20 protein-coding genes and 2 pseudogenes are annotated in these 24,647 nt (G+C 71.9%); 13 read left to right on the top strand and 9 right to left on the bottom strand.

Translation table 11 applies throughout. The annotated features are described in order from the left end of the window. Positions 1-20 precede the first annotated feature (20 nt). From SSPS47_RS05475 to SSPS47_RS05460, 4 genes and pseudogenes are all read left to right on the top strand, one after another. A complete protein-coding gene (locus SSPS47_RS05475) occupies positions 21-1,337 on the top strand; it encodes an FAD-dependent oxidoreductase (RefSeq protein ID WP_164249161.1) in 1,317 nt (438 codons plus the stop codon). Next, positions 1,334-2,104 (top strand): DUF1365 domain-containing protein, encoded by a 771-nt coding sequence (locus tag SSPS47_RS05470; protein ID WP_239064783.1) that lies wholly within the window; start codon positions 1,334-1,336, stop codon positions 2,102-2,104. The genes SSPS47_RS05475 and SSPS47_RS05470 overlap by 4 nt, the downstream gene beginning before the upstream one ends. Positions 2,105-2,286: 182 nt before the next feature. Further along, a pseudogene (locus SSPS47_RS05465) lies at positions 2,287-2,709 on the top strand (SAM-dependent methyltransferase); the annotation flags it as partial. Between the two features lie 58 nt (positions 2,710-2,767). Beyond that, positions 2,768-3,028 (top strand): annotated as a pseudogene (locus SSPS47_RS05460) (DUF1295 domain-containing protein); the annotation flags it as partial. Positions 3,029-3,121: 93 nt separating this feature from the next. Here the strand turns inward: SSPS47_RS05460 and SSPS47_RS05455 are convergent. The 4 genes from SSPS47_RS05455 to SSPS47_RS05440 all read right to left on the bottom strand — a co-directional run bounded on the left by SSPS47_RS05455 (position 3,122) and on the right by SSPS47_RS05440 (position 6,848). Beyond that, positions 3,122-3,883 carry an anti-sigma factor gene (locus tag SSPS47_RS05455; RefSeq protein WP_164249159.1) on the bottom strand — a complete coding sequence of 254 codons (762 nt, stop codon included), beginning with the start codon at positions 3,881-3,883 and terminating at the stop codon, positions 3,122-3,124. Beyond that, a complete protein-coding gene (locus SSPS47_RS05450; protein ID WP_147877346.1) occupies positions 3,880-4,464 on the bottom strand; it encodes a sigma-70 family RNA polymerase sigma factor in 585 nt (194 codons plus the stop codon). Before SSPS47_RS05450 ends, SSPS47_RS05455 begins: the two co-directional genes overlap by 4 nt. Positions 4,465-4,996: 532 nt before the next feature. Further along, complete coding sequence (locus SSPS47_RS05445; RefSeq protein ID WP_164249158.1) at positions 4,997-5,842, bottom strand: siderophore-interacting protein; 846 nt, start codon at positions 5,840-5,842, stop codon at positions 4,997-4,999. Between the two features lie 100 nt (positions 5,843-5,942). Then, on the bottom strand, positions 5,943-6,848 hold the full coding sequence (locus SSPS47_RS05440; RefSeq protein WP_164254395.1) for a 5'-3' exonuclease: 906 nt from the start codon (positions 6,846-6,848) through the stop codon (positions 5,943-5,945). A gap of 288 nt (positions 6,849-7,136) precedes the next feature. Between SSPS47_RS05440 and SSPS47_RS05435 the strand changes: the two genes are divergently transcribed. From SSPS47_RS05435 to SSPS47_RS05420, 4 genes are all read left to right on the top strand, one after another. Continuing rightward, positions 7,137-8,294, top strand: a complete 1,158-nt coding sequence (locus SSPS47_RS05435; RefSeq protein ID WP_164249156.1) for a glycine betaine/L-proline ABC transporter ATP-binding protein — start codon at positions 7,137-7,139, stop codon at positions 8,292-8,294. Further along, a complete protein-coding gene (locus tag SSPS47_RS05430; protein ID WP_164249154.1) occupies positions 8,287-10,908 on the top strand; it encodes an ABC transporter permease/substrate binding protein in 2,622 nt (873 codons plus the stop codon). Before SSPS47_RS05435 ends, SSPS47_RS05430 begins: the two co-directional genes overlap by 8 nt. 334 nt (positions 10,909-11,242) lie before the next feature. Continuing rightward, positions 11,243-11,791 (top strand): helix-turn-helix domain-containing protein, encoded by a 549-nt coding sequence (locus tag SSPS47_RS05425; RefSeq protein ID WP_078078194.1) that lies wholly within the window; start codon positions 11,243-11,245, stop codon positions 11,789-11,791. Between the two features lie 11 nt (positions 11,792-11,802). After that, complete coding sequence (locus SSPS47_RS05420; RefSeq protein WP_343234866.1) at positions 11,803-12,549, top strand: helical backbone metal receptor; 747 nt, start codon at positions 11,803-11,805, stop codon at positions 12,547-12,549. Here SSPS47_RS05420 and SSPS47_RS05415 read toward each other — a convergent pair. Next, the gene (locus SSPS47_RS05415) at positions 12,488-13,711 is read right to left on the bottom strand and encodes a TDT family transporter (protein ID WP_164249152.1); all 1,224 of its coding nucleotides are present in this window, start codon (positions 13,709-13,711) and stop codon (positions 12,488-12,490) included. The genes SSPS47_RS05420 and SSPS47_RS05415 overlap by 62 nt on opposite strands. 70 nt (positions 13,712-13,781) lie before the next feature. On the opposite strand from SSPS47_RS05415, the gene SSPS47_RS05410 reads away from it, so the two are divergent. Then, positions 13,782-14,723: a LysR family transcriptional regulator gene (locus SSPS47_RS05410; protein WP_147877341.1), complete on the top strand. Its 942-nt coding sequence runs from the start codon at positions 13,782-13,784 to the stop codon at positions 14,721-14,723. Positions 14,724-15,248: 525 nt separating this feature from the next. Here the strand turns inward: SSPS47_RS05410 and SSPS47_RS05405 are convergent. From SSPS47_RS05405 to SSPS47_RS05395, 3 genes are all read right to left on the bottom strand, one after another. Beyond that, positions 15,249-15,965 carry a gamma-glutamyl-gamma-aminobutyrate hydrolase family protein gene (locus tag SSPS47_RS05405; RefSeq protein ID WP_239064782.1) on the bottom strand — a complete coding sequence of 239 codons (717 nt, stop codon included), beginning with the start codon at positions 15,963-15,965 and terminating at the stop codon, positions 15,249-15,251. Between the two features lie 106 nt (positions 15,966-16,071). After that, a complete protein-coding gene (gene eat / locus SSPS47_RS05400) occupies positions 16,072-17,595 on the bottom strand; it encodes an ethanolamine permease (RefSeq protein WP_164249150.1) in 1,524 nt (507 codons plus the stop codon). A gap of 175 nt (positions 17,596-17,770) precedes the next feature. Beyond that, positions 17,771-18,523: an FCD domain-containing protein gene (locus SSPS47_RS05395; protein ID WP_164249148.1), complete on the bottom strand. Its 753-nt coding sequence runs from the start codon at positions 18,521-18,523 to the stop codon at positions 17,771-17,773. 77 nt (positions 18,524-18,600) lie between these two features. On the opposite strand from SSPS47_RS05395, the gene SSPS47_RS05390 reads away from it, so the two are divergent. From SSPS47_RS05390 to SSPS47_RS05375, 4 genes are all read left to right on the top strand, one after another. Beyond that, complete coding sequence (locus SSPS47_RS05390; protein ID WP_164249146.1) at positions 18,601-19,971, top strand: glutamine synthetase family protein; 1,371 nt, start codon at positions 18,601-18,603, stop codon at positions 19,969-19,971. 11 nt (positions 19,972-19,982) lie between these two features. Then, entirely contained in the window at positions 19,983-21,356 is a 1,374-nt protein-coding gene (locus SSPS47_RS05385) for an aldehyde dehydrogenase family protein (RefSeq protein ID WP_164249144.1), read from the top strand. Between the two features lie 3 nt (positions 21,357-21,359). Beyond that, positions 21,360-22,163, top strand: coding sequence for a 3-oxoacyl-ACP reductase (locus SSPS47_RS05380; protein WP_164249142.1), 804 nt, complete (start codon positions 21,360-21,362; stop codon positions 22,161-22,163). A gap of 63 nt (positions 22,164-22,226) precedes the next feature. Further along, entirely contained in the window at positions 22,227-23,159 is a 933-nt protein-coding gene (locus SSPS47_RS05375; protein WP_164249140.1) for a DUF2510 domain-containing protein, read from the top strand. Positions 23,160-23,190: 31 nt separating this feature from the next. Here the strand turns inward: SSPS47_RS05375 and SSPS47_RS05370 are convergent, their stop codons facing one another. Then, a complete protein-coding gene (locus SSPS47_RS05370) occupies positions 23,191-24,393 on the bottom strand; it encodes an amino acid deaminase/aldolase (protein ID WP_164249139.1) in 1,203 nt (400 codons plus the stop codon). Positions 24,394-24,647: the final 254 nt, after the last annotated feature.

Raw genomic sequence — 24,647 nt, 5'->3', positions numbered from 1 at the left:
ACCGGATCGGAGGGAGCTGTATGAGCGGGGAAGGCCGGCGCCGGCGTACGGCGGTCGTGGGTGGCGGAGTCGCCGGGTTGACCGCCGCGTACGTACTGCGGCGCTCGCACGAGGTGTCGCTGTACGAGGCCGACGAGCGCCTCGGCGGCCACGCCCACACCCATGACCTGATGTCGTCCGACGGCCGGACACACCGCGTCGACTCCGGGTTCATCGTCCACAACGAGCGCACCTATCCGCTGCTGCTGCGGCTCTTTCGCGAACTGGGCGTCACCACCCGGGAGTCGGAGATGAGCATGTCCGTACGGTGCGACGGCTGCGGGCTCGAATACGCCGGTGCCCGGGGGCTGCCCGGCCTCTTCCCGCGCCCCGGCCATGTCCTGCGCGGGCGGTATCTGCGGCTGCTCAGCGAAGTGCCCGCCTTCCACCGCCGGGCACGACGACTGCTCGCGCACGACACGGACCACGCCGGCGCCCCGGACAACGCGTCCGGAGCCCGTCCCGACGAGACCATGACACTGGGGCGTTTCGTCGCGGACGGCGGGTTCTCGGCGTACTTCGTGTCCCCCTTCCTGACCCCGCTGGTCTCGGCCGTCTGGTCCTGCGACGCCGGAACGGCCCTGCGCTACCCGGCCCGTTGTCTGTTCCGCTTCCTGGACCACCACGGTCTGCTGTCCGTCAGCGGCTCACCGGTCTGGCGCACGGTCAGCGGCGGCTCACGCGAATGCGTCGAACGCGTCGGCAAGCAGCTCGACTCCGTCCACACGGGAGCCCCCGTCCGGTCGCTGCGGCGCGGCCCGCACGATGTCGAGGTCACCACCGCCGACGGCTCCACCCGGCGGTACGACTCGGTCGTCGTCGCCGTCCACCCCGACCAGGCACTGCGGCTGCTCGCCGACCCGACCGACGACGAACGGCGCGTGTTCGGCGCCTTCCGCTACTCGCGCAACGCCACCGTGCTGCACACCGACACGAGCGTGCTGCCCCGCAGCCGGCGCGCCCGCGCCTCCTGGAACCTGACCATGCCCTCCTGCGAGGCCGACGCCGGCCGCGTACGGGTCAGTTACGACATGAACCGGCTGCAACGCCTGGACGCCCCCGAGAACTTCGTGGTGCCGCTCAACGGCGCCGACCGCGTCCGCGAGGACCGCGTGCTCGCCCGGATGACGTACGAACACCCCGTCTACACACCGGAGTCGGTGGCCGCCCAGCGCCGGCTACCCAAACTGGGCGGACCCGCCACGGCGTACGCGGGGGCGTACCACGGGTGGGGATTCCACGAGGACGGCTGCCGCTCGGGAGTCGAGGCCGCCGCCGCGCTGGGGGTGCGCTGGTGAGCACCGACATCCGCGCGACCGCCGCCGCTCCCGCGCTCTACCCGTGCACCGTCACGCATGTACGGACCTCGCCCCGCCGCTACGACCTGCGGCTGCGCACCTATATGTGGCTCATCGACCCCGACCACCCGCCAGGGCTGCCCCGGCCGCTGCGGCCACTGGCCCGCTTCGACGCCCGCGACCACTTCGGCGGTGCGTCGCCGACCATCCGCGCCGGGCTCCGGACGTATCTCGCGTCGCGTGGCGTGGAACTGGGCGACGGGCGGGTGGTGATGCTCGCGCACGCCCGCGTCCTCGGGCACGTTTTCAACCCGCTGACCCTGTACTGGTGCCACGCGCCCGGCGGCGAACCGCTCTGCGTCGTCGCCGAGGTGCACAACACCTACGGCGAGCGGCACTGCTACCTCCTTCGGCCCGGCGACCGGGCCGAAGGAGCGGACGAGAACACCTTCCGGGTGGACAAGGAGCTGTACGTCTCGCCCTTCTTCCCCGTCGACGGCGGCTACCGGATGCGGCTGCCCGATCCGGGCGAGCGGCTGGAGCTGACGGTCCATCTGGAACGGTACGGGGGTAGGCCGTTCACCGCGACGTTGCGAGGCGTGCGGCGCGCGGCCACCCCGTGGGCGCTGCTGCGGACCGCGCTGCGCCACCCCCTGTCCACCGCCGTCGTCTCCGCCGGCATCCGCTACCACGGCATCCGTCTGTATCTGCGCGGCCTTCCTGTGCGGCCCCGCCCCCTACACCGCCCCCAGGAGGGTGTGAAATGAGCGCGCACGTCTCCCCGCCGTCGCCGACCTCGCCGGAGCCCGCGGTGGCCGCGGCCGAGTGGGCGGCCGGTGCGGCGGCCACCACAGTCGGTGCGGCGCCCGCCACGGCGTCGTCCCCGGTGGACGCGCGGCGCTGGCCGGACGTCGCCCGGCCGCCCCGCGCCTCGTGGCCGCGTACCGCGATCGCCGAACGCGTCGTCCGCCACGCGCTGGCCCGGCCGGCCCTGCGCGCCCGGGACGGCAGTACCGCCGGCCCCGAGGGCGCCCCGGTCGTCGTCCTGCGCTCACGCCGGGCCCTGCGCCGACTCGTCCGGCAACCCGACGAACTCGGCCTGGCCCAGGCGTACGTCACCGGCGAGCTCGACATCGACGGCGACCTCACCGACGGGCTGCGCACCGTCCGGGGCGCGGCGCGCGAGCGAGGGCCGCGTCCGCCGAAGCTCACCCTCGCCGACCGGGCCCGCGCCGTCGCCACCATGGTGCGGCTCGGCGCGGTCGGGCCGCGCCCGCCCGTACCGTCCTCCCAGGCCGGGCTCGGCGGCGCCCCGCACAGCAAGGCACGTGACCGGGCGGCGATCAGCCATCACTACGACCTCTCCGACGACTCCTTCGAGGAACGACGGATGGGCGTGGACCAGATCCCGGCCGTACGCCCTTCGGACGAACTACTTCGGTGACTTCTGCGTGTGGTGGGGACTGTTCCTGATCGTCTGTGACGATCCGGTGGTCGCCGCCGTGACGCTGGTGAGTCCGCTGGTGATGAGCTGTCTGCTGGTGGGCGGCAGCGGGAAGCGGCTGCTGGAGCGTCATATGGCGCGGCGGCCGGGATTCGCCGAGTACGCCGCCCGTACGAGCGGTTTCTTTCCGCTTCCGCCGCGTCAAGGCGGGCTGAAGGAGACGGAGAAGCCGCAGGACGCGCAGTAGCCGCGGGACACTCGGCAGTTGACGGACACGGAACAACCGTACGGCCCGCACCCCTTGTCATCGGGTGCGGGCCGTAGGGCTCCGTGCCGCCGGTCAGGCCGGGAAGTTCATCAGCGCCACCGGGTCCGAGGTCGGCTGCGGTGAGCCGCCCGCCGGTTCGACGGTGATGCCCATCCCCGAGGCCGCCCCGACGGATCCGGCCATCAGTACCGAGCCCGACGTGGCGGAGGGGTCCATCAGACCCGCGTCCCGCATCGCGCCGTCGTCGTTGAACCAGAGCTGGTAGACCTTGCCGCCGGGCGGTTTCGGCATGCCGGACGCGATGAACGCCGCCTTGTCCCTTGCGCGCGACACGACGACCGTGCCGGTCGCGCCGTCGGTCAACCCGCCCGTGCTGATCTTGGCGTCGGGCGCCGCGAGTACGGCCGCCAGCGCCTCGGACCGCTGCTGCGAGGCCGATGCCCGCTCGCCGGCTTCCCGGGCCTCCTGGTGCTGCCAGACGGCGATCCCGCCGAAACCGGCCGCTGCGGCGAGACAGGCGGCCAGTGCGAAGCGCGACAGCGCGCGCCCCCTCGCGGCCCCGGCCCCGCCGCCCGAGCCACGGGACTCCGGTGTCACCTTGGGCGGTTCCTGGCGCTCGGTGGCGATCCGCCGCAGCACCCGCGCCTTCAGCTCCGTCGGCGGTGCGACCGCCACGGCCAGCCCCAACCGCGTGGTGGTGGCGGCGAGTTCGGCGACCTCCTGGGCGCAGGCCGGGCACGCCTCCAGATGCCGCTCGAACTCGGCGCGCTCGTCTGCCTCCAGCGCGTGCAGCGCGTAGGCGCCGGTCAGTGTGTGCAGTTCAGCGGTGCTCATGCGCTCACCCCCAGGCAGTCGCGCAGCCGGATGAGGCCGTCGCGCAGTCGTGTCTTGACCGTGCCGAGCGGCACGGAGAGCAGTTCGGCGACTTCCCGGTACGCGAGCCCCTGGTAATAGGCGAGCGTGACCGACTGGCGCTGGAGTTCGGTGAGGGTACGGACACAGCGCCGTACCTGCTCGCGCTCCAGCCGGGACTCGACCTGCTCGGTGACCTCGTCGAAGGCCGGTGTCCGGTCCAGCAGCGCCGCGCGGTGCTCGCGGTCGCTGGACGCCTGGGCGGAGCGGACCCGGTCCACCGCGCGCCGGTGCGCGAGGGTCAGCACCCAGGTCATACCGCTGCCGCGCGAGGCCTGGAAACGCGGGGCGCTGCGCCAGACCTCCAGCAGGACCTCCTGGGTCACCTCCTCGGACTGGGCGGGGTCGCGCAGGACGGAGCGGACGAGCCCGAGTACGGGCCCGCAGACCATGTCGTACACACGGGCGAAGGCTTCCTGATCGCCCCGGGCCACCTGGCCCAGCAATTCCTGCAGGTCCGGCCCGGCAGAAGCGGGGCCGCCGATATGCACGGCTTGTTTCACGCGGCTGTTCCTCCACGGTGCGGGCTGGCTGGCACGTCGTCCGGCGTACCGGACGGCTTCACCGGGAATTCGGAGCGCGACGCGCGACGGATTGGTCCCGTCCCGGTCCGATCGTGCCACGACCCGGCGAATACGCGATATGTCGCGGTTGATGCCCATCGGTACACCGGGGCAGGGGGTGGAGATGCCGCTGACGGGAGTTCCGCCGCCGGACGAGGCGGTGGCGCTGCCCGAGGAGCGGGCCGACGCGCTCGACAGCCGGCACGCGGCCGTAGAGGCCGGCCGGAGGGCGAGGACCTGCCGGACGGCGCTCCTCCCGTCGGCCTTCATGGCGCCACCGGATGCCCTCGTGGACGGCCGGGATTGCCGACCTCGACGCGGTGAACCGGGCGCCGGGCGCGGGCCGTTCGGCGATGCCGGTCGATCCCGCCGGACGCGGTGACGGCCGTCCTCGGGCCCCGGGCGGGCCCAGGGACTCCCGCCCGGCGATCCAGGGCGCGGGCGCGGGAGCCCGCCCGGCGCCCGAGGGTACTCAGCCCTTCGCGCTCTCCTGCTCGCGCTCGACCTGCTCGTTCCACTCGCGCTTGACGGCCCGCCACGCCTCGTCGTTCTGGCCCAGCCGCCAGTAGCCCGAGATCGACAGCCGCTCGCGCGGGATCTTCCGGTCGTGCCTCAGATGGCGGCGCAGCTCCTTCACGAAACCGGCCTCGCCGTGCACGAACGCGTGCACGTCGTCGGCGGGGAGGTCCAGTGCCCGTACGGCGGCGACCAGCGCCTCGCCGACGGGACGGCTCCGGCGGTGCAGCCAGACGATCTCGGCCCCGGCGGGGGCGGCGATCTTCTGCTCCTCCTCGGGGCCTTCGACCTCGATGAACGCGTGGATCACCGCGTCCTCGGGAGCCTGCTCGATCGACGCGGCGATGGCGGGCAGCGCGCTCTCGTCACCCACGAAAAGATGGCGGTCGGCGGCCGGGTCGGGGGCGTACGAGCCACCGGGGCCCAGGAACCGCACCGTGTCACCGGGCCGCGCGGCGGCAGCCCACGGTCCCGCCAGGCCCTCGTCGCCGTGCACGACGAAGTCGATGGTGATCTCCCCGGCGGCCGGGTCCCACTCGCGCACCGTGTACGTACGGCTGGTGGGCCACTGCTCACGCGGGAAGTCCTCGCGGACGCGGTCCATGTCGAACGGCTCGGGGTAGCTGACGCCCTCGGGCGCGAACAGCAGCTTCACGTAGTGGTCGGTGAACTCACCGACGCCGAGCCCGGCCGGCCCGTCGCCACCGAGGACCAGGCGCACCATGTGCGGAGTGATGCGCTGGGTGCGTATCACCCGCGCTTCGCGGACCTTCGGTGACTTACGCGCCTCCTGTGCTGCCACGGCGGTCTCCCTTGACTGATGCGGCCGCCCCCGGACGGGCGAGCGATGCTTAGGCTTACCTAACTTAACACTCCGCCGTCGACCGCACCCCTCGGTGCCGTCACTTTCCGAGCACGGTGAGCAGCCGGTGCAGCGCGTTGTTCAGACCCCAGCGCGCCGCCAGCGCGTCCAGAGTCTCGGGGTCGAGCGGCTCGGAGGGCAGCGCCGGGTCGAAGTCCGGCAGGGGGACGTCCCCGGCGACCCGCACCACCGTCGGCGCGACGGCCACATAATCCCTGGCCTCGTCCAGCCGCTTGCGCTGCGAGGGCGTCAGCCCCGAACGCGGATCGTCGACGGCCGCCATGATCCCCGCCAGATCACCGAAGGCGTCCAGCAGCTTGGCCGCCGTCTTCTCGCCGATCCCGGGCACGCCGGGCAGCCCGTCGCTCGGATCGCCCCGCAGCAGCGCCAGATCGACATAACCGGAGCCGGTCACCCCGTACTTCTCGCGCAGCCACGCCTCGTCCGTCAGCTGGAGCGATCCGACGCCCTTGAGCGGATACAGCACCCGTACACCGCGCGCGTCGTCCACCAGTTGGTAGAGGTCCCGGTCGCCGGTGACGATGTCCACCGGGCCGGTGGCGGCGCCGGCGAGCGTGCCGATCACATCGTCCGCCTCGTACCCCGCCACGCCGACGCGGGCGATGCCCAGCGCGTCCAGGACGGCCTCGATGATCGGCACCTGTGGCGCCAGGGTGTCCGGCGTCTCCTCCTCGTCCGGCCCCTCTGGCGTCTCCACCGCGACGCGGTGCGCCTTGTACGACGGGATCAGATCCACCCGCCACTGCGGCCGCCAGTCCGCGTCCCAGCACGCCACGAGATCGTCCGGGTGGTGGTCCTGGACGAGCCGGGTGATGAAGTCCAGCAGGCCCCGGACCGCGTTGACAGGTGTGCCGTCCGGAGCGCGCACGGAGTCGGGGACCCCGAAATAGGCCCGGAAGTAGAGGGAAGCGGTGTCGAGGAGCATCAGGCGTCGCGTCACATCCCTGATGATGCCCCATGCCACCGACAGTGGCCGGAGAGCGGTGACGGGCCACCACCGATTCCTCTCTGACCTGCGCGGCGGCATCCCCGAGTGGTGTGGACCACATAAATGTTTGGTCCATGCAAGGGAGGGCAGGCGCGCACCCGGAGCGAACCCGGGCGCGGACTCTTCACAGGCCGCCGGCCGGCCACGCGGGCAGACCCCGTACCGCTCAACGGCCCGCCGGCGGGGGTGGCGGGCCGTTTCTCATTTCGACGGCGTGAGGTATATGTGTCCAGGCTGCAGGCGGAACACCTGTACAAGGTATTCGGCGCACGACCCGAAGAAGCGGTGAGGAAGCTCGAAAGCGGCACGGACCGCGACGAGTTGCGCGCCGACGGCAGGACCGCAGCGGTGATCGATGCCTCGTTCTCCGTCGATCCCGGTCAGATATTCGTCGTGATGGGCCTCTCCGGATCCGGCAAATCGACATTGCTGCGCATGCTCAACGGACTGCTGGAGCCGACGGCCGGGCGGGTGCTCTTCGACGGCCAGGATCTGACCGCCCTGAGCGCGGCCGAGCTGCGCGCCGTGCGCTCCACCAAGATCAGCATGGTGTTCCAGCACTTCGCGCTCTTCCCGCACCGCAGTGTGCTGGAGAACGCGGGATACGGGCTGGAGGTGCAGGGCGTCCCGCGCGCGGAGCGTGACAGACGGGCCAAGGAGGCCCTTGAGCTCGCGGGGCTGGCCGGCTGGGAGAAGGCCTGGCCCGACGAGCTCTCGGGCGGTATGCAGCAGCGTGTGGGCCTGGCCCGCGCGCTCGCCACCGACGCGGACCTGCTGCTCATGGACGAGTCGTTCAGCGCGCTCGACCCGCTGATCCGTCGTGACATGCAGGACCAGCTCCTGGAACTCCAGAAGCGACTGAAGAAGACCATCGTCTTCATCACCCACGACCTCAACGAGGCCATGCGGCTCGGCGACCGGATCGCCGTGATGCGCGACGGCGAGATAGTCCAGCTCGGCACCGCCGAGGACATCCTCGTCACCCCGGCCAACGAATACGTCGCCTCCTTCACCCAGGACGTCGACCGCTCGCGCGTCCTGACCGCCGGGGCGATCATGGCGGACGCCGACACCGCCCATGGCAGCCGTACGGACGACGGCAAGGAACTGCGTACGGACAAGGACGTGCTCGCGGCGGCGCCCGCCACCGTCTCCGTGAGCACCCCGATCATCGAGCTGTTCACCCCCTGCTCGACCAGCTCGGTCCCCGTCGCCGTCACCGACGACGAGGGGCGGCTGGTCGGAGTCGTACCGCGCGCCCGGCTGCTGGCCGTGCTCGGCGAGCCGATGACGCCCGCCGACGCGTCCCCGAGCACGTCCCCGCCGGTGGCCGACGCCGGCCCGGCGACGCTCTCCGCCGACAAGGAGGCCGCCAGTGCCTAGGCTCCCGCTCGGCGAATGGGTCGACAGCGGAGTCGACTTCCTCCAGCGCCATCTCTCCTGGCTGTTCGACGCGATCAGCTCGCTCGTCACCGGTATGTACGACGCCGTGGACGCCGTGCTGAACGGCCCCGAACCGCTGCTCCTCGCCGGCATCCTCGCCGTGCTCGCCTGGTGGCTGCGCGGCCTGCTCGCGGCGGGTCTCGCCTTCGTCGGGTTCGCGCTCATCGACTCGATCGAGCTGTGGGAACTGGCGATGTCCACGCTCTCGCTGGTCCTCGTCGCGACGATCGTCATCCTGGTCATCGCGGTGCCGTTCGGTGTCTGGGCCTCGCGCTCGGCCACCGTCAGCGCCGTCATCCGGCCGGTGCTCGACTTCATGCAGACGATGCCCGCGATGGTCTATCTGATCCCCGGCATCATCTTCTTCGGCGTCGGCGTGGTCCCCGGCATCATCGCCACGATCATCTTCGCCCTGCCGCCCGGCGTCCGTATGACGGAACTGGGCATCCGGCAGGTCGACGCCGAACTGGTCGAGGCGGCCGAGGCGTTCGGCACCAGCCCGCGCAACACCCTGCTGCGCGTCCAGCTCCCGCTCGCGCTCCCGACGATCATGGCCGGCATCAACCAGGTGATCATGCTGGGCCTGTCGATGGTCGTCATCGCGGGCATGGTCGGCGGCGGCGGCCTCGGCGGCGCCGTCTACCGCGCCATCGGCAACGTCGACATCGGCCTCGGCTTCGAGGCGGGCGTCTCCATCGTCATCCTGGCGATGTACCTGGACCGGCTGACCGGCGCGCTGGGCCGGCAGGTCTCCCCGCTGGGCCGCCGCGCGCTGGCCAAGGCACAGGCGATGAGCGGTTCGTTCAAGGTCTGGGACCACCGTCCGCGTCCCTCGGTCGCCGTGGTCGGCGTGGTCGTCCTCGCGCTCGTCGCCGGCGGCATGAGCATCTTCGGCGGCGGCAAGAGCACGACGGTCGCCGGCGAGGGGGACGTCGGCCAGGGCAAGAAGATCAGCATGGGGTACATCCCCTGGGACGAGGGCATCGCCTCCACCTTCCTCTGGAAGGAACTGCTGGAGCGGCGCGGCTACGAGGTCGAGGCCACCCAGTACGAGGCCGGGGCGCTCTACACCGGCCAGGCGAACGGCCAGATCGACATCCAGACCGACTCCTGGCTGCCGACCACCCACGCCAGCTACTGGGACAAGTACCAGGACAAGCTGGAGGACATGGGCGCCTGGTACGACGAGACGTCCCTGGAGCTGTCCGTGCCCTCCTACGTGAAGGGTGTCGACTCCCTCGCGGACCTCAAGGGCAAGGCCGACCTGTTCAAGGGCCGGATCATCGGCATCGAGCCCAGCGCCGGCGAGATGGGCATCCTCAAGGACAAGGTCCTGAAGGAGTACGGCCTCGAAGGCGAGTACAAGGTCGTCGACGGCTCCACGCCCGGCATGCTGGCCGAGCTGAAGCGGGCGTACGAGAAGAAGGAACCGGTCGTCGTCACGCTCTGGTCCCCGCACTGGGCGTACAACACCTACGACCTGAAGAAGCTCAAGGACCCCAAGGGCACCTGGGGCGCGGGCGACGGCGTGCACACACTCACCCGCAAGGGCTTCTCCGCCGACAACCCGGGCGTCGCGAAGTGGCTCAAGGACTTCAAGATGACCGAGGACCAGCTCACCAGTCTGGAGGCGGAGATCCAGGGCGCCGGCAAGGGCGAGGAACAGGACGCCGTACGCGCCTGGCTGAGGGACAACCCCGAGCTGGCCGACAAGTGGACCCCGGTCTCCGGCGTCAGCAAGGGCGCGAACGGCAAGGACGAGCGCGAACGGCCCATCGAGGTCGCCTGGTTCCCCTGGGAGGAGGACATCGCCGCCACGTATCTGTGGAAGGCGGTGCTGGAGGACCGGGGCTACAGGATGAACCTCAAGCAGTTCGAGGTCGGCCCGATGTACACGGCCCTGTCCAGAGGGCAGATCGACGTCCAGTTCGACGGCTGGCTGCCCAACACGCAGAAGAAGTACTGGGACAAGTACGGCGACAAACTCTCCGACCTCGGCGCCTGGTACGGGCCGACGTCACTGGAGATCGCCGTGCCCTCCTATGTGAGGGGCGTCGAATCGCTTTCGGACCTGAAGGGCCGCGAGGACGAGTTCAAGGGGCGGATCGTCGGCATCGAGCCCGGCACCGAGACCATGAACATCCTCAAGAACAAGGTCCTGCCGGGGTACGGCCTGGACGGCGACTACAAGGTCGTCGACAGCTCCACACCCGGCATGCTGGCCGAGCTGGAGCGCTCGTACGCGAAGAAGGAACCCATCGCGGTCATGCTGTGGACCCCGCACTGGGCCTACAGCGAGTACGAGCTGACCAAGCTGAAGGACCCGCGGAAGGCGTTCGGCGAGGGCGACCAGATCCGCACCGTCGGCAACAAGGACTTCCCGAAGAACTACCCGCAGCTGACCAAGTGGTTCAAGGACTTCAAGCTGAGCGAGGAACAGCTCGCCGGTCTGGAGAACGAGATCCAGAAGCGCGGTACGGGTCATGAGGAAGAGGCGGTGGCGGCCTGGATGGAGAAGAACCCGGGCATCGCCGACGAGATCGCCCCGCGGTAGCGGAGAGCACGGAGAGGTACCTGTCGGTACCGGGAGGTACGTACCTGCCGGTACGAGAGGTGCCGACAGCCATCGGGAGGTGCCGTAGGGCGCCGGGGGGAGGCGGGTGTCGCCGGGGGCGGCGCCCGCCTCCTGCGACCTGGGCCCCACCAGTGGTGTGAAGGCCCCGGCGGCCGGAGGATGGAGGTCTGTCGACCAGTCGTCGTCGTGCTCACCGTGGCCGTCGGTTTCCACGGGGTTCACCGTGGCGCCTTCCACCCCGGGTGGGGCAGACCGCCTTTGCGCGGCCGTCAACTCTGAGAAGATGACGATCCGGCCGGGAGGGAGCCCAGACATGGACGACAAGGAAGCGCTCAGGGTGGGCGCCGCCGTCCGCAGGCGGCGCAGGTCCCTCGGCCTCACACTGGCGGCCGTCGCCGACCGCAGCGGGCTTTCCGTACCCTTCCTCAGCCAGATCGAGAACGAACGCGCCCGGCCGAGCGCCCGCTCGCTGGAACGGGTGGCCGACGCCCTGGAGACCACCATCGCCGTGCTGCACGCCGCGGCCGACTCGGCGCGCACCGTCGACGTCGTACGGGCCGGCGACGGCGGGCCCGGCGTACGCAGGGTGGCCCGCGGCGGACACCAGCTGCACGCCAAGGAGTACACCGGCGAGCAGGACACCGGACGCGAGTACCAGCACCGCAACGACGAGGTGATGTACATCGCCGACGGCTCGGTGGAGGTCGAGGCCGAAGGCCGCGCCTACCGTCTGGAGCGTGGCGACACGCTGTATCTCTCCGGCGGGGTCAGGCACCGCTGGCGCGCCACCGAGCCCGGCACGCGCATCCTGGTCGTCGCCGTCGCCGAACACATCGACGCGACGTTCGACACCCGGCGCTGAGGGCCGGGGCCGTGACCGCCGAACGGGCCGGCGCACCGGCTGCCGTGCGCCGCGTCGTCTCGCTGGTTCCCTCGCTCACCGAGGCCGTGGCGGTCACCGCGCCCGGATTCCTGGTCGGCGCCACCGACTGGTGCACCCACCCCGCCGGTCTCGACGTCGTACGCGTCGGCGGCACCAAGAATCCGGACACCGACGCCGTCATCGCGCTGCGCCCCGATCTCGTGGTGGCCAACGAGGAGGAGAACCGCGAGCCGGATCTGGCCGCCCTGCGGGCCGCGGGCGTCGAGGTGCTGGTCACCGAGGTGCGCGACCTCGACCAGGCGTTCGCCGAGCTGGAGCGGATGCTCGTGACGGGCTGCGGGCTCACCGCGCCGCGCTGGCTGGACGAGGCCCGGGATTCCTGGGCGGCGGTGCCCCCTCCGTACGGAGGGGAGCGCCGGGCGGTCGTGCCGATCTGGCGCAGGCCCTGGATGGTGCTCGGCGGCAACACCTTCGCGGGTGATCTGCTCGCCAGACTCGGCGTGCACAACGTGTACGGCGACCTGCCCGAGCGCTATCCGCGTATCCCGCTGGACCGGCTGAGGGCCTCGGGGGCGGACCTGGTCGTCCTGCCCGACGAGCCGTACCGCTTCACCGCCGACGACGGCCCCGAGGCGTTCCCCGGGCTGCCTGCCGCGCTGGTCGACGGCCGCCACCTCACTTGGTACGGGCCGTCGCTGGTCCGGGCACCGGCGGCGCTGCGGGCAGCGCTCCGCTGACCAGACCGTGCACCGTACGGGTCCAGGCGACCGCCCAGGCGGCCGTCAGCAGGACGAACAGCGCGAGTGACAGCCAGGCCAGGGCGGTCAGTCCCGTGGCGTGGGCGAGTCCGGCGGCGCCGGTCACACACGTACCGACCGGGAAGGTGAAGGCCCACCACGTCATCGAGAACGGCATCCCGCGCCGTGCCGCCCGCACGGCCATCGCGCCGGCAAGCGCCAGCCACAGCAGCGCGAAGCCCAGCACCGGGACGCCGTACAGCACGGCGAAGGCGTCGAGGGCAGAGATGTACGGGGCGGGGGAGGCGGGCGGCGCGGAGGTGAGGGCGTGGGGCGCCGCACGCGCGAGATGGCCCACGGCCGTCGTGGACTGCCCGAGCGGGCCGAGGACGAGGAAGAGCGCGGGCGTCAGGGCGAGAGGCAGCGGTCCGTGGGTCACCAGCCTGCCGAAGATCAGCGGCAGCAGGGTCAGGGTGGCGAGCAGGCTCAGGCCGAACATGGCGTAACAGGCCAGCAGAAGCGCCTCGCGCCACTGACCGGCGGGCAGATACGGGATCAGCCCCGGGCCGAGCGCCGCCGACACCATCGGCGCCACCACCGGCAGGAGCCACACCGGGGACGCGTCCCCGGGCCGCACCCGGTGGCGCACCACCATCAGATACGGGACGGCCACGGCCGCCGTCAGGCCGACGAGCGTGCCCGCCGTGAAGAGCACCGCGTCCACGGCCACGGCCGCGCTCTCACCGATCACGTACCGCCCCACGGTGAGGGTGGCGCCGCCGACCGCGAGCAGCGCCATCGCCAGACATCCGTAGAAGGGCGCCACCGAGGGATCGAGCAGATGGGCGCGGGCCCGGTCGCGGTGGTGGATCCAGTGGCCGACGCGGGCGGCCAGTACGAGCGGGAGCATCAGCGCCGACAGCGCCCAGACAATGACGCAGGCGGCGCGCAGTGCGGGGATGTCCGCCGGGCTCGCGAGGCCGAGCGGCTCCGTCGGCAGAGCGGCGCCGGCGCTCGCGACGATCGCGGTCCCCATGACGCTCGCGTACCAGTTGGGACCGACGTGACGCAGGACCGCGAAGCGCGCCGGGCGGGCAGGCGGCAGGGGCGCGGCGATTCCGGGGATCGAAGAGGTGCGGGTGGTCGGGGCGAGGGTGGCCATGCTCGCACCCTCGTCGCACCGCATCCTCCTCACCAGGTCCCTTGGCGCTATGAGGCCATAACCTGAATGTATGACTGACGAGCCCGTTGTGTCCCTCGCCCACCGGGTGCCCGAACTGGGCGCGCTGGAGCTGCTGATCGCCGTCGCCCGGCACGGCAGCATGGGCGGGGCGGCCCGTGAGCTGGGCATCAGCCAGCCTGCGGCGAGCAGCCGGATACGTTCCGTCGAACGGCAGCTCGGCGTCAGCCTCTTCGACCGGTCGCCGAGCGGGTCCCGGCTCACCGGCGCGGGGGCGCTCGTCACCGACTGGGCGCGGCGGATCATGGAGGCGGCGGAGGCGTTCGACGCGGGTGCGCAGGCGCTGCGCGACCGGCGGGACTCACGGCTGCGGGTCGCCGCGAGCATGACCATCGCCGAGTATCTGCTCCCCGGCTGGCTCATCGCCCTCCGTGCCGCCCGGCCGGACACGGCCGTCTCGCTCCTCGCGGGCAACTCGGGAGCCGTGGCCGCGCGGCTGACCGGCGGCGAGGCCGATCTCGGCTTCGTGGAGGGCCTGGCGGTGCCCGCGGGGCTGGACGGCACGGTGATCGGCCGGGACCGGCTGGTGGTCGTGGTCGCGCCGACGCACGCCTGGGGGCGCCGCACGTCCCTGACACCCGAGGAACTGGCCGCCGCCCCGCTGATCCTCCGTGAGGAGGGCTCGGGCACGCGCCAGGTGCTCGACGCGGCACTCGCCTCCTACGGAGGCCCCGCCACGCCACTGCTGGAACTGTCCTCGACGACGGCGGTCAAGGCAGCGGTGGTCAGCGGCGCGGGTCCCTCGGTGCTCAGTGAGCTGGCCGTGGGTGAGGAGCTGGCGTCACGTCGGCTGAAGGAGGTGGCGGTGTCCGGGGTATCACTGCGCCGCGACCTGCGAGCGGTCTGGCCGACGGGCCACCGCCCGAGCGGCCCGGCCCGCGAACTGCTGTCGCTGACGCGCAGTGACCTGAGAGCGGACCCGCCGGCCGAGTGAGCCCGGATCGGCCGCCGCCGCACGGGTCCGCCGCCGGCTGCCACTGGGCGGCGGCTTGCGCGAGGGGGCCGGGTGGGCCGCGGCGGATCGGTGCGCGTGCCACCGTGCACACGGCCGGGCCGGACGCCGTCGCCCGGTGCGTCGAGCCGCCCGAGCCGACCGAGTCGGCGCGGCGGGCGGGCGGCAGCGGTCCGGACCGTCGGCCGGTCAGTCCTGTCCGCCGTCGGGCCGGCCCGTCGCGGCCGGGGGACGGCCCGGCGGTCGGGACGACCGTGTCCGGCGTGGTGCGTACGGGACGTCCTTCCGGACGACTGGAGGAAGTGGCGGCTTGAGCGAAGGCGCTCAGCGCGCCGGTTGGGCCGGCGGATCTGCGTAAGCGGGCCCGGCCGCATGCCACCGTGCACACGGCCGGGCCGGACTTCGTCACCTGATGCGGCGACCCGCCGGAGCCTGCGCGGCGGTTGTGCGACAGCTGGATCAGGCCCGCCCGTTCGGGTTCGCCCACCACTCAGGCACACCCACCGCTCAGGCCCACGCACCGCCCGCCGCCGTCGACGCCCTGCGCGAGGACGCCGACACCAGTGCCGTCATCACTCGCACGTCCTCGCCCATCTCCGGGTGCCACTGCACCCCCAGCACCCACCGCTCGTCCACCAGCTCCACCGCCTCCACCGTGCCGTCGCCCGCGTACGCCGAGACGATCAGGCCCTCGCCCAGGCGGTCCACCGCCTGGTGGTGGGAGGACGGTACGTCCGATTCCTCCGGGACGGCGGTTCCGTACCGCGTGCCCGGTACCGGCTTCACCGGATGTTCGCCGAAGACGCCGAGGGTCGCCGCCGTATGGCCCTCCAGGTGCTGGATCAGCGTCCCGCCCAGCGCGACGTTCAGCAGCTGCATGCCCCGGCAGATCGCGAGCAGCGGTGTTCCGGACGCCAGCGCTGCCTCGATGAGCGCCAGTTCCCATTCGTCCCGCTCACGGGCGGGTGGTCCGGTGCGGGGGTCCGGTTCGGCCCCGTACCGTACGGGCTCCACGTCCGGGCCGCCCGAGATGACCAGCCCGTCGAGCCGGGCGACCAGCGAGGCGGCGGTGGCCGGCCCGTCCGGCGGGAGCATGACGGCGACGCCGCCCGCGCGCTGGACGAGCCGGGGGTAAGCCATGGGCAGCAGGGCGGCGGGCAGGTCCCACACGCCCCACCTGGCCGACGTCTCCAGATATGTGCTGACGCCGATGAGCGGCTTCACTGAACGTTCCTCCGATGTGGTGCTGTGCTGTGGTGCGATGGCGCGGCGGTGCTGTGGTGCCCGTGGTGCGGCGATGCGTGGTGGTGCGACACGTGGTGCCTTCGGCTCAGTCCCGCTTCAGCTCGTCCTCCGCCTCCGCGAGCGCCGCGAACTCCTCCTCGGGCGCGGCGGCCACCAGCCGGTGCCGACTGTAGAAGGCGAAGTAGGCGAGAGCCACGACGTAGACGCCGAGGGCGATGAACGCGGCGTCCTTGTCCACCAGGAACGTCGCCACCAGCGCCGACAGGGCCAGGACGAACGCTACGCCGGAGGTCAGCATGCCGCCCGGCGTCCGGTACGGACGGTGCAGGCCCGGCTCGCGGCGCCGCAGCACCAGGTGCGACAGGGCCATCAGGGAGTAGGAGATCGTGGCGCCGAATACCGCGACGTTCAGCATCCGGCCGCCGTTGCCGCTGCCCGCGGCGAGGGCGAAGCCGATCGCGCCGGGGATCAGCAGGCCGAGGTAGGGCGCCTTGCGGCTGCTGGTCAGAGAGAGGAAGCGGGGCAGATAGCCGGCGCGTGAGAGGGCGAACAGCTGCCGGGAACCGGCGTAGATCAGCGAGAAGAAGGACGCGACCAGACCGGCGAGGCCGGCGTAGTTGACGAACCGGCTGAGCGCCGTGGGCTCGCCGTCCCCCTGGAGCGCGACGACCAGCGGATTGCCCGCTTCCTGGACGGCGGCCGAGCCCCGGGCGCCCGTCGCGGCGAAGAACGTGATCAGGGCCAGCAGGACGAGGATGCCCATGGAGATCGACAGCGCCCTGGGCATCGAGCGCACCGGGTCCTTGGCCTCCTCGGCGGCCAGCGGCACACCCTCGACGCCGAGGAAGAACCACATGCCGAACGGGAACGCGGCCCAGATGCCCAGCAGTCCGTACGGCAGCCAGGAGTTGGACCCGAAGGCGTCCTCCTGGACAGGGATGTCGTTGAGGCCGCTGCTGTCGAACTCGGTGAAGGCGCCCACGGCGAAGATCAGCAGCGCGGCCACGGCTATGGCCGTCACCACCAGGCTGAAGCGCAGCGCCTCGCCGACTCCCCAGAGGTGGATGCCGATGAAGACGGCGAAGCAGGCGAGATAGACCGGCCACCCCGCTTCGAGTCCGAAGAGGTTCAGCGACTCGATGTAGTCACCGATGAAGATCGAGATCGCGGCCGGGGCCAGGATGTACTCGATGAGGATGGCCGTGCCGGTCAGGAAGCCGCCCCAGGTGCCGAGCGCGCGGCGGGCGAAGCCGTAACCGCCGCCCGCCGTGGGCAGGATCGCGGACAGCTCGGCGAGCGAGAAGACGAGACAGGCGTACATCGCGCCCATCAGGAGGGTCGCGATGGCGAGTCCGCCGAAGCCGCCCTCGGAGAGCCCGATGTTCCAGCCGGAGAAGTCCCCGGAGACGACGTAGGCGACACCGAGGCCGGTCAGCAGCAGCCACCCCGCGCTGCCGCGCTTGAGCGTACGGCGCTGGAGATAGGCCGCGTCGTCGGTGGAGCCGCCCTGCGCGGGAACCGCCGGGGAGCCGTCCCGCCCGGGACCGGCCGGACCCGAAGGACCCGGCGGATCGGCTGGTGGGATACGGGATTCCGTGCCTTCGGCCATGAGCCGCTCCTGCCTCGGGTAAAGGTGTGGGGCCACACCATTGCGGCCGGAAACGTCCGTGCGCAAGCCCTGTGCGTTAAGCGGCTGTTACGGACGACCGGCGCGGACCCGCCGGGCGGGGACGGCCGGGGCTCCCGTGACCTCCCACGGCTCCCAACCGCCCCGCTACCCGCTCTCAGGCCAGAAAACCCCGCAGCAGCGCCGCCGTCCCGCCGCAGTGCTCGCGCATCGCCTCGCGCGCCGCGTCCGCGTCACCGGCCAGGACCGCCTCGACCAGCGCCGTGTGCTGCTGCTGGGAGTGCTCCAAGTTCCTTACCAGCAGCGGGATGCAGTCCAGCAGGTCGTTCACGGTCGCGCGGACCGACGCGTACTGCTCGGTGAGCCGCGCGGAGCCCGACAACTCCGCGAGCGTCAGATGCAGCAGGGTGTCGAGGCGGCGGTAGTCGCCCAGCGGGGCGTCGTGCGTCGCCGCGAGCGCCGTACGCAGCCGGGACGCCTCCGCCCCGGACAGGCCGTGCGCCGCGCACAGCCCCGCCGCGCCCACCTCCAGCACCTCGCGGAACCGCAGCACGTCCTCGATGTCCACCCCGGAGACCCGGCGTCGCAGCTCCTCCGCGCCCCCCTGTGACGGGGTGTCCGGCCGGGGCAGGACGAACGTGCCGCCGTAGCGCCCCCGCCGGCTCTCCACCAGCCCCTGGTCGGCTAGGACCTTCAGTACCTCGCGCAGCGTGACCCGGCTGATCCGCAGCCGCTCCGCCAGATCCCGCTCGGCGGGCAGCCGCTCACCGCCCGCGACCAGACCGAGCCGCAGCACCTGCAGGATCTGCTCCAGCGCCTCCTCGAAACCGTTGCCCGCCCGCACGGGACGCAGGACGGGCGTCAGCCGGTCGGCCGGCTCACTCTTCCTCGCCGCATCCTTCTTCGCCACGTCGCCGTTTCCCCTTCCCAAGCAATGGTCTCCCGGAATACCTTAAGGTCCCGGCTGGCCGATGGAGGAGTTGTCCCGTGGCAGACCGCACACCCCCGCTCTCCGTCGAGGAGCTGCGCGCCCTCGTGGCGAACGGCGAGATCGACACCGTGGTCCTGGCCTTCCCCGACATGCAGGGCAGACTCCAGGGCAAGCGGTTCGCCGCGCAGTTCTTCCTGGAGGACGTCCTGGAGCACGGCACCGAGGGCTGCAACTACCTCCTCGCCGTCGATGTCGAGCTGAACACCGTCGACGGCTACGCCATGTCCTCCTGGGAACGCGGTTACGGCGACTTCGCCATGCACCCCGACCTCGCGACCCTGCGCCGTGTCCCCTGGAACGAGGGGTCGGCGATGCTCATCGCCGACCTCGCCTGGAACGACGGCTCGCCGGTCGTCGCCGCGCCCCGCCAGATCCTGCGCCGCCAGCTCGACCGGCTCGCCGAGCACGGCTACACCGCGCACGTCGGCACAGAGCTCGAATTCATCGTCTTCAAGGACACCTTCGAGCAGGCCTGGGACAGCGGCTACCGCGGCCTCACCCCCGCCAACCAGTACAACATCGACTACTCCGTCCTCGGCACCGGCCGTATCGAGCCCCTGCTGCGCCGGATCCGCAACGACATGACCGCCGCCGGGCTGACCGTCGAGTCCGCCAAGGGCGAGTGCAATCCGGGCCAGCACGAGATCGTCTTCCGTTACGACGAGGCCCTGCTCACCTGCGACCAGCACGCCATCTACAAGACCGGCGCCAAGGAGATCGCCTCCCAGGAAGGCGTCTCGCTCACCTTCATGGCCAAGTACAACGAGCGCGAGGGCAATTCCTGCCACATCCACCTCTCGCTCCAGTCCGCCGACGAACCCGGCACGAACGTCATGGCGGGCGACGACGCCCACGGCATGTCACCCGTGATGCGCCACTTCCTGGCCGGCCAGCTCGCCGCGCTGCGCGAGTTCTCCCTGCTGTACGCGCCGAACATCAACTCCTACAAACGCTTCGCGCCCGGCTCCTTCGCCCCGACCGCCGTCGCATGGGGCAACGACAACCGCACCTGCTCCCTGCGGGTCGTCGGCCACGGCCGCTCCATGCGCTTCGAGAACCGGCTGCCCGGCGGCGACGTCAACCCCCACCTGGCCGTCGCGGGACTGGTCGCGGCGGGTCTGTACGGCATCGAGCACGAGCTCGAACTCCCCGAGGTCTGCGCCGGGAACGCCTACACCTCCGAGTACGAGCAGGTCCCCACCACGCTGCGCGAGGCCGCCGACCTCTGGGAGCACAGTCCCATCGCCAAGGCCGCCTTCGGGGACGAGGTCGTCGCCCACTACCTCAACATGGCACGGGTCGAACTGGCCGCCTTCGACGCCGCCGTGACCGACTGGGAGCTGCGCCGCTCCTTCGAACGCATGTGAGGAACACAGCCGTGCCCGACCAGCCCCACGCCCACCAGATCCTCAACCCGGCGACCGAGGAGGTCGTCGCGACCGTCCCGGCGACGAGCGCGGCCGAGGTCGACGCCGCCGTCGTACGGGCCGCCGCCGCCCAGCGCCGGTGGTCGGAGGCAGCCCCCGCCGACCGCGCACGACTGCTGCGCCGGTTCGCCGCCACGGTCGACGGACACCTCGAGGAGCTCGCCCGGCTGGAGGTCCGGGAGGCGGGCCACACCCTGGGGAACGCCCGCTGGGAGGCGGGCAACGTCCGCGACCTCCTCGACTACGCGGCCGGGGGAGTGGAGCGACTGACGGGCCGTCAGATCCCGGTCGCCGGGGGCCTCGACATCACCCTGCTCGAACCGCTCGGCGTCGTCGGGGTCATCGCCCCCTGGAACTTCCCCATGCCCATCGCCGCCTGGGGCGCCGCACCGGCCCTGGCGGCGGGCAACGCCGTACTCCTCAAGCCCGCCGAGACCACCCCGCTGACCGCGCTGCGACTGGCCGAACTCGCCCTGGCGGCGGGCCTCCCCGAGCACCTGTTCCAAGTGCTGCCGGGCGCCGGCGGCGTCACGGGCCAGGCCCTGGTCGACCACCCCGGCATCGCCAAGATCGTCTTCACCGGCTCCACGCGGGTGGGCAAGGAGATCATGGCCAGGGGCGCGCGGCGGATGAAACGCGTGACCCTCGAACTCGGCGGCAAGAGCCCCAACATCGTCTTCGCCGACGCGGACGTCGAACGGGCCGCCGCCGAGGCGCCGATGGCCTATCTCGACAACGCCGGACAGGACTGCTGCGCCCGTACCCGCATCCTCGTCCAGCGCACCGCGTACGACCGGTTCCTCGAACTCCTCGCCCCCGCCGTGCGGTCGGTCGTCGTCGGCGACCCGTCGGACGACAGGACCCAGATGGGCCCGCTCATCTCGCGCGCCCAACTGGAGCGCGTGCGCGGGTACGTCCCCGAGGACCGGACGGCGGTACGGGGCACCGCCCCCGACGGGCCCGGCTTCTGGTTCCCGCCGACCGTCCTGACCGACGTCGCCGCCGACGACCCCGCCGTGACCGAGGAGATCTTCGGACCCGTCGCCGTCGTGATCCCGTTCGACGACGAGGCGGACGCGATCCGCCTCGCCAACGACACCGAGTACGGGCTCTCCGGCTCCCTGTGGACCCGCGATCTCGGCCGCGCGCTGCGCGTCTCGCGCGCCGTCGCCGCCGGCAACCTGTCCGTCAACTCCCACAGCAGCGTGCGCTACTCGACCCCCTTCGGCGGCTACAAGCAGTCAGGCGTCGGTCGTGAGCTGGGGCCCGACGCCCTCACCGCGTTCACCGAGACCAAGAACATCTTCATCAGTACGGAGGCCTGACCCATGCCCGACGAGATCAACCAGAGCGCCGAGGCGCCCGTCTGCCGCCGGCTGGTCGGCCGCACCGCCGTCGTCACCGGCGCGGGCAGCGGCATCGGTCTCGCCACCGCGCGCCGACTCGCCTTTGAAGGCGCGCACGTCGTCTGCGGCGACATCGACGAGACGGCGGGCAAGGCGGTGGCCGACGAGGTCGGCGGCATCTACGTACGGGTCGACGTCACCGACGCGGCACAGGTCGACGCCCTCTTCAAGAAGGCGTTCGACACCTACGGCAGCGTCGACATCGCCTTCAACAACGCGGGCATCTCACCGCCGGAGGACGACTCGATCCTCACCACCGGCATCGACGCCTGGCGCCGGGTCCAGGACGTCAACCTCACCTCCGTGTACCTCTGTTGCAAGGCCGTCATCCCCTACATGCGGCAGCAGCGGCGCGGCTCGATCATCAACACCGCGTCGTTCGTCGCGACCATGGGCGCGGCCACCAGCCAGATCTCCTACACCGCCTCCAAAGGAGGCGTGCTCGCGATGTCACGCGAGTTGGGCGTCCAGTTCGCCCGCGAGGGCATCCGGGTCAACGCGCTGTGCCCGGGCCCGGTCAACACCCCCCTGCTCCGCGAACTGTTCGCGAGCGACCCCGAGCGGGCGGCACGACGCCTCGTGCACATCCCGGGCGGGCGCTTCGCGGAGGCGGACGAGATCGCGGCGGCGGTCGCCTTCCTCGCCAGCGACGACGCCTCGTTCGTCAACGCGACGGACTTCATGGTGGACGGCGGCATCGCGGGGGCGTACGTGACACCGCTGTAGGACCTGTCCATGGACGGGAAACTCATGTGCGGGTGCGGGGGGTACGGCGCTTAGGGTGGCGGGATGAGCATGACTACCCCGCCCGGCTGGTACGCGGATCCGGGTGTGCCCGGGAGCGAGCGGTGGTGGGACGGGAACGGATGGACCGCGCACACCCGGCCGCTCGGTGGGGGCGCGTCGTATCAGCAGGGTCATCAGCCGTCGTACCAACCGGCGCCCCGGCAACCGGGGCCGGTGCCCCGCCGCCGGAGTGTGTTCCTCGGAGTCGTCGCCGGCGGGCTCATGCTCCTCGCCACGGTCGTCGCCGGCATCACGCTGTTCGGCGACGACGGGACGAAGACCGTGCCCCGGTCCGCGCCGACCACCAGTGAGCCCGCGGGCGGTCCGACCGGCGGTGGGGACGAGAGCCCCACCGCCGAGCCGAGCGCCGACCCGGACGTGCTCGTCGACCAGCTCAACGGCATCACCCTCCCGATCCCCGACGACTGGGAGAAGTCGGACAGCATGGTCGACCGCGCGGTCACCATGACGACGGTGGCGGACCGCGAGTGCCCCGGCGAGACGAACCGGTACTGCCGGTACGGCCGGGTCATGTCCTCCACCGCCACCCAGACCGACGCGGCCACGCCCGAAGCCCTCGCCAAGGAGGACATCCAGGACGCGTCCGACGCCCTGTACGACGAGGACTCCATCGGCAACGCCCTCTACGGAGGCGTCAAGTCGCACACCGTCGTCAGGTCCGGGGCCGTCACGGTCGCCGGACGCACCGGGTATCTCGTGCGGTGGAAGGTCGAGACAGGTTCGGGGCCCGGCGGTCACGTCCAGTCGCTGGCCTTCCCCTCGACCATCGGCGCCGAGTCACTGATCGTCGTCCGGTTCGCCTTCGACGCGGGGTCCGAGGGCCCGCCGCTCAGCGGTATGGACACGATCACCAAGGGCATCCGGGCGATCGGTGACACGACGGGCGGCGTCGGCAGCTCCATCGGCCCCTCCTGAGGCCGGCCGGGAACCGGTCCGCGTACGGACCTCAGAGGTACGTACGGCCCTCGCCCCGGTACGTCGGCACGGTCGCCGTCACCCGGTCGCCCTCGATCAGCAGCAACTCGTCGAAGCGCTCGCACAGTTCCCCGGCCTTGGCGTGCCGGAACCACACCCGGTCGCCGATCAGCAGATCGTCGGCGGCGGACCCGAGCAGCGGTGTCTGCACCTCCCCGGCGCCCTCCTGGGAGTCGTAGCGCAGCCCCTCCGGCAGATAAGGCTGCGGCAGCCGGTCCCGGCCCGCCGCGCCCGACGCCGGATAGCCGCCGCCGAGGACGGTCACCACGCCGACACCCGGCCTGCGCACCACCGGCTGCGCGAACAGCGCGGCCGGACGGCCCGTGAACGACGTGTAGTTGTCGAACAGCCGCGGCACGTACAGCCCCGAACCGGCGGCGATCTCCGTCACCGAGCCCTCGGCCGCCGTGTGCTGCACGCTCCCCGTGCCCCCGCCGTTGACGAACTCCAGGTCCGGCGCCACCAGCCGCACCGCGCGCACCACGGCCCGGCGCCGCTCCGCCAGCTCCTTGCGCGCGGCCGACTGCATCAGCCGCACCGCGCGCGAGCGCAGCGGCCGGCCCGCGACCGAGTCGCCCACACCGGCCACATGCCCCTCGTACGCCATCAGCCCCACCAGCCGGAAACCCGGCCTGCGGGCGATCGACCGGGCCAGCTCGGCCAGTTGCGCCGGCTCACGCAGCGGCGAGCGCCTGGCCCCGATCCGTACCCGCCCGCCGAACAGCCGGAACGCGGTGTCCAGCTCCAGACAGACCCGGATCTCCTCCGTACCGCCCGCCCGCGCGAGATCGACGAGATCCAGCTGAGCCGGATCGTCGACCATCACCGTCACGGCCGCCGCCAGCTTCGGATCGGCGGCGAGTTCGGCGAACGCCCCCCGGTCCACCGACGGATAGGCGAGCAGCACGTCCTCGAAACCGGCGCGCGCCAGCCACAGCGACTCGGCCAGGGTGAACGACATGACACCCGCGAAGCCGTCGCGCGCCAGGACCCGCTCCAGCAGCGCGCGGCAGCGCACCGATTTGCTCGCGACCCTGATCGGTTTGCCCGCGGCCCGGCGGACGAGGTCGTCCGCGTTGGCGTCGAAGGCGTCGAGATCGACCACGGCCAGCGGGGCGTCGAGATGTGCGGTGGCCCGGTCGTACCGGGCCCGGTCGGCGGCGCGGGGAGTCATCGTCCGAGCTTGCCAGACGGGCTTACCCGACGGTAGGGGGATGTTCTGGTCAGATCCGCCGCCGACCTGCGGACCTGTTCCCGCGGGGCACGCCACAGCCCGTAGAGTGACGCCCACGCGGCGACGAACGGGCCTGCCCCGGACGGCGATCCGGCGCGGACACGGCCATGATCACAGGGGGGCGGATGAGTACCGAAGCGCGGCGCGCGCCCGTGCCACCCCGGCCCACCGGCCCACCCCCGCCGTCAGGCTTC

The organism is Streptomyces sp. S4.7, from assembly GCF_010384365.1.
Lineage (GTDB): Bacteria > Actinomycetota > Actinomycetes > Streptomycetales > Streptomycetaceae > Streptomyces.
Note: the sequence above shows the minus strand (reverse complement) of the source record. Positions and strands in the feature narration are given on the sequence as shown.

What these genes read in the sequence shown, in the direction of transcription:
- SSPS47_RS05475 (WP_164249161.1), top strand. Translation starts at nt 21, where the DNA reads ATGAGCGGGGAAGGCCGGCGCCGGCGTACGGCGGTCGTGGGTGGCGGA.
- SSPS47_RS05455 (WP_164249159.1), bottom strand. Translation starts at nt 3,883, where the DNA reads ATGAGCACCGCTGAACTGCACACACTGACCGGCGCCTACGCGCTGCAC.
- SSPS47_RS05440 (WP_164254395.1), bottom strand. Translation starts at nt 6,848, where the DNA reads ATGCTCCTCGACACCGCTTCCCTCTACTTCCGGGCCTATTTCGGGGTC.
- SSPS47_RS05425 (WP_078078194.1), top strand. Translation starts at nt 11,243, where the DNA reads ATGGACGACAAGGAAGCGCTCAGGGTGGGCGCCGCCGTCCGCAGGCGG.
- SSPS47_RS05415 (WP_164249152.1), bottom strand. Translation starts at nt 13,711, where the DNA reads ATGGCCACCCTCGCCCCGACCACCCGCACCTCTTCGATCCCCGGAATC.
- SSPS47_RS05410 (WP_147877341.1), top strand. Translation starts at nt 13,782, where the DNA reads ATGACTGACGAGCCCGTTGTGTCCCTCGCCCACCGGGTGCCCGAACTG.
- eat (WP_164249150.1), bottom strand. Translation starts at nt 17,595, where the DNA reads ATGGCCGAAGGCACGGAATCCCGTATCCCACCAGCCGATCCGCCGGGT.
- SSPS47_RS05380 (WP_164249142.1), top strand. Translation starts at nt 21,360, where the DNA reads ATGCCCGACGAGATCAACCAGAGCGCCGAGGCGCCCGTCTGCCGCCGG.
- SSPS47_RS05375 (WP_164249140.1), top strand. Translation starts at nt 22,227, where the DNA reads ATGAGCATGACTACCCCGCCCGGCTGGTACGCGGATCCGGGTGTGCCC.
- SSPS47_RS05370 (WP_164249139.1), bottom strand. Translation starts at nt 24,393, where the DNA reads ATGACTCCCCGCGCCGCCGACCGGGCCCGGTACGACCGGGCCACCGCA.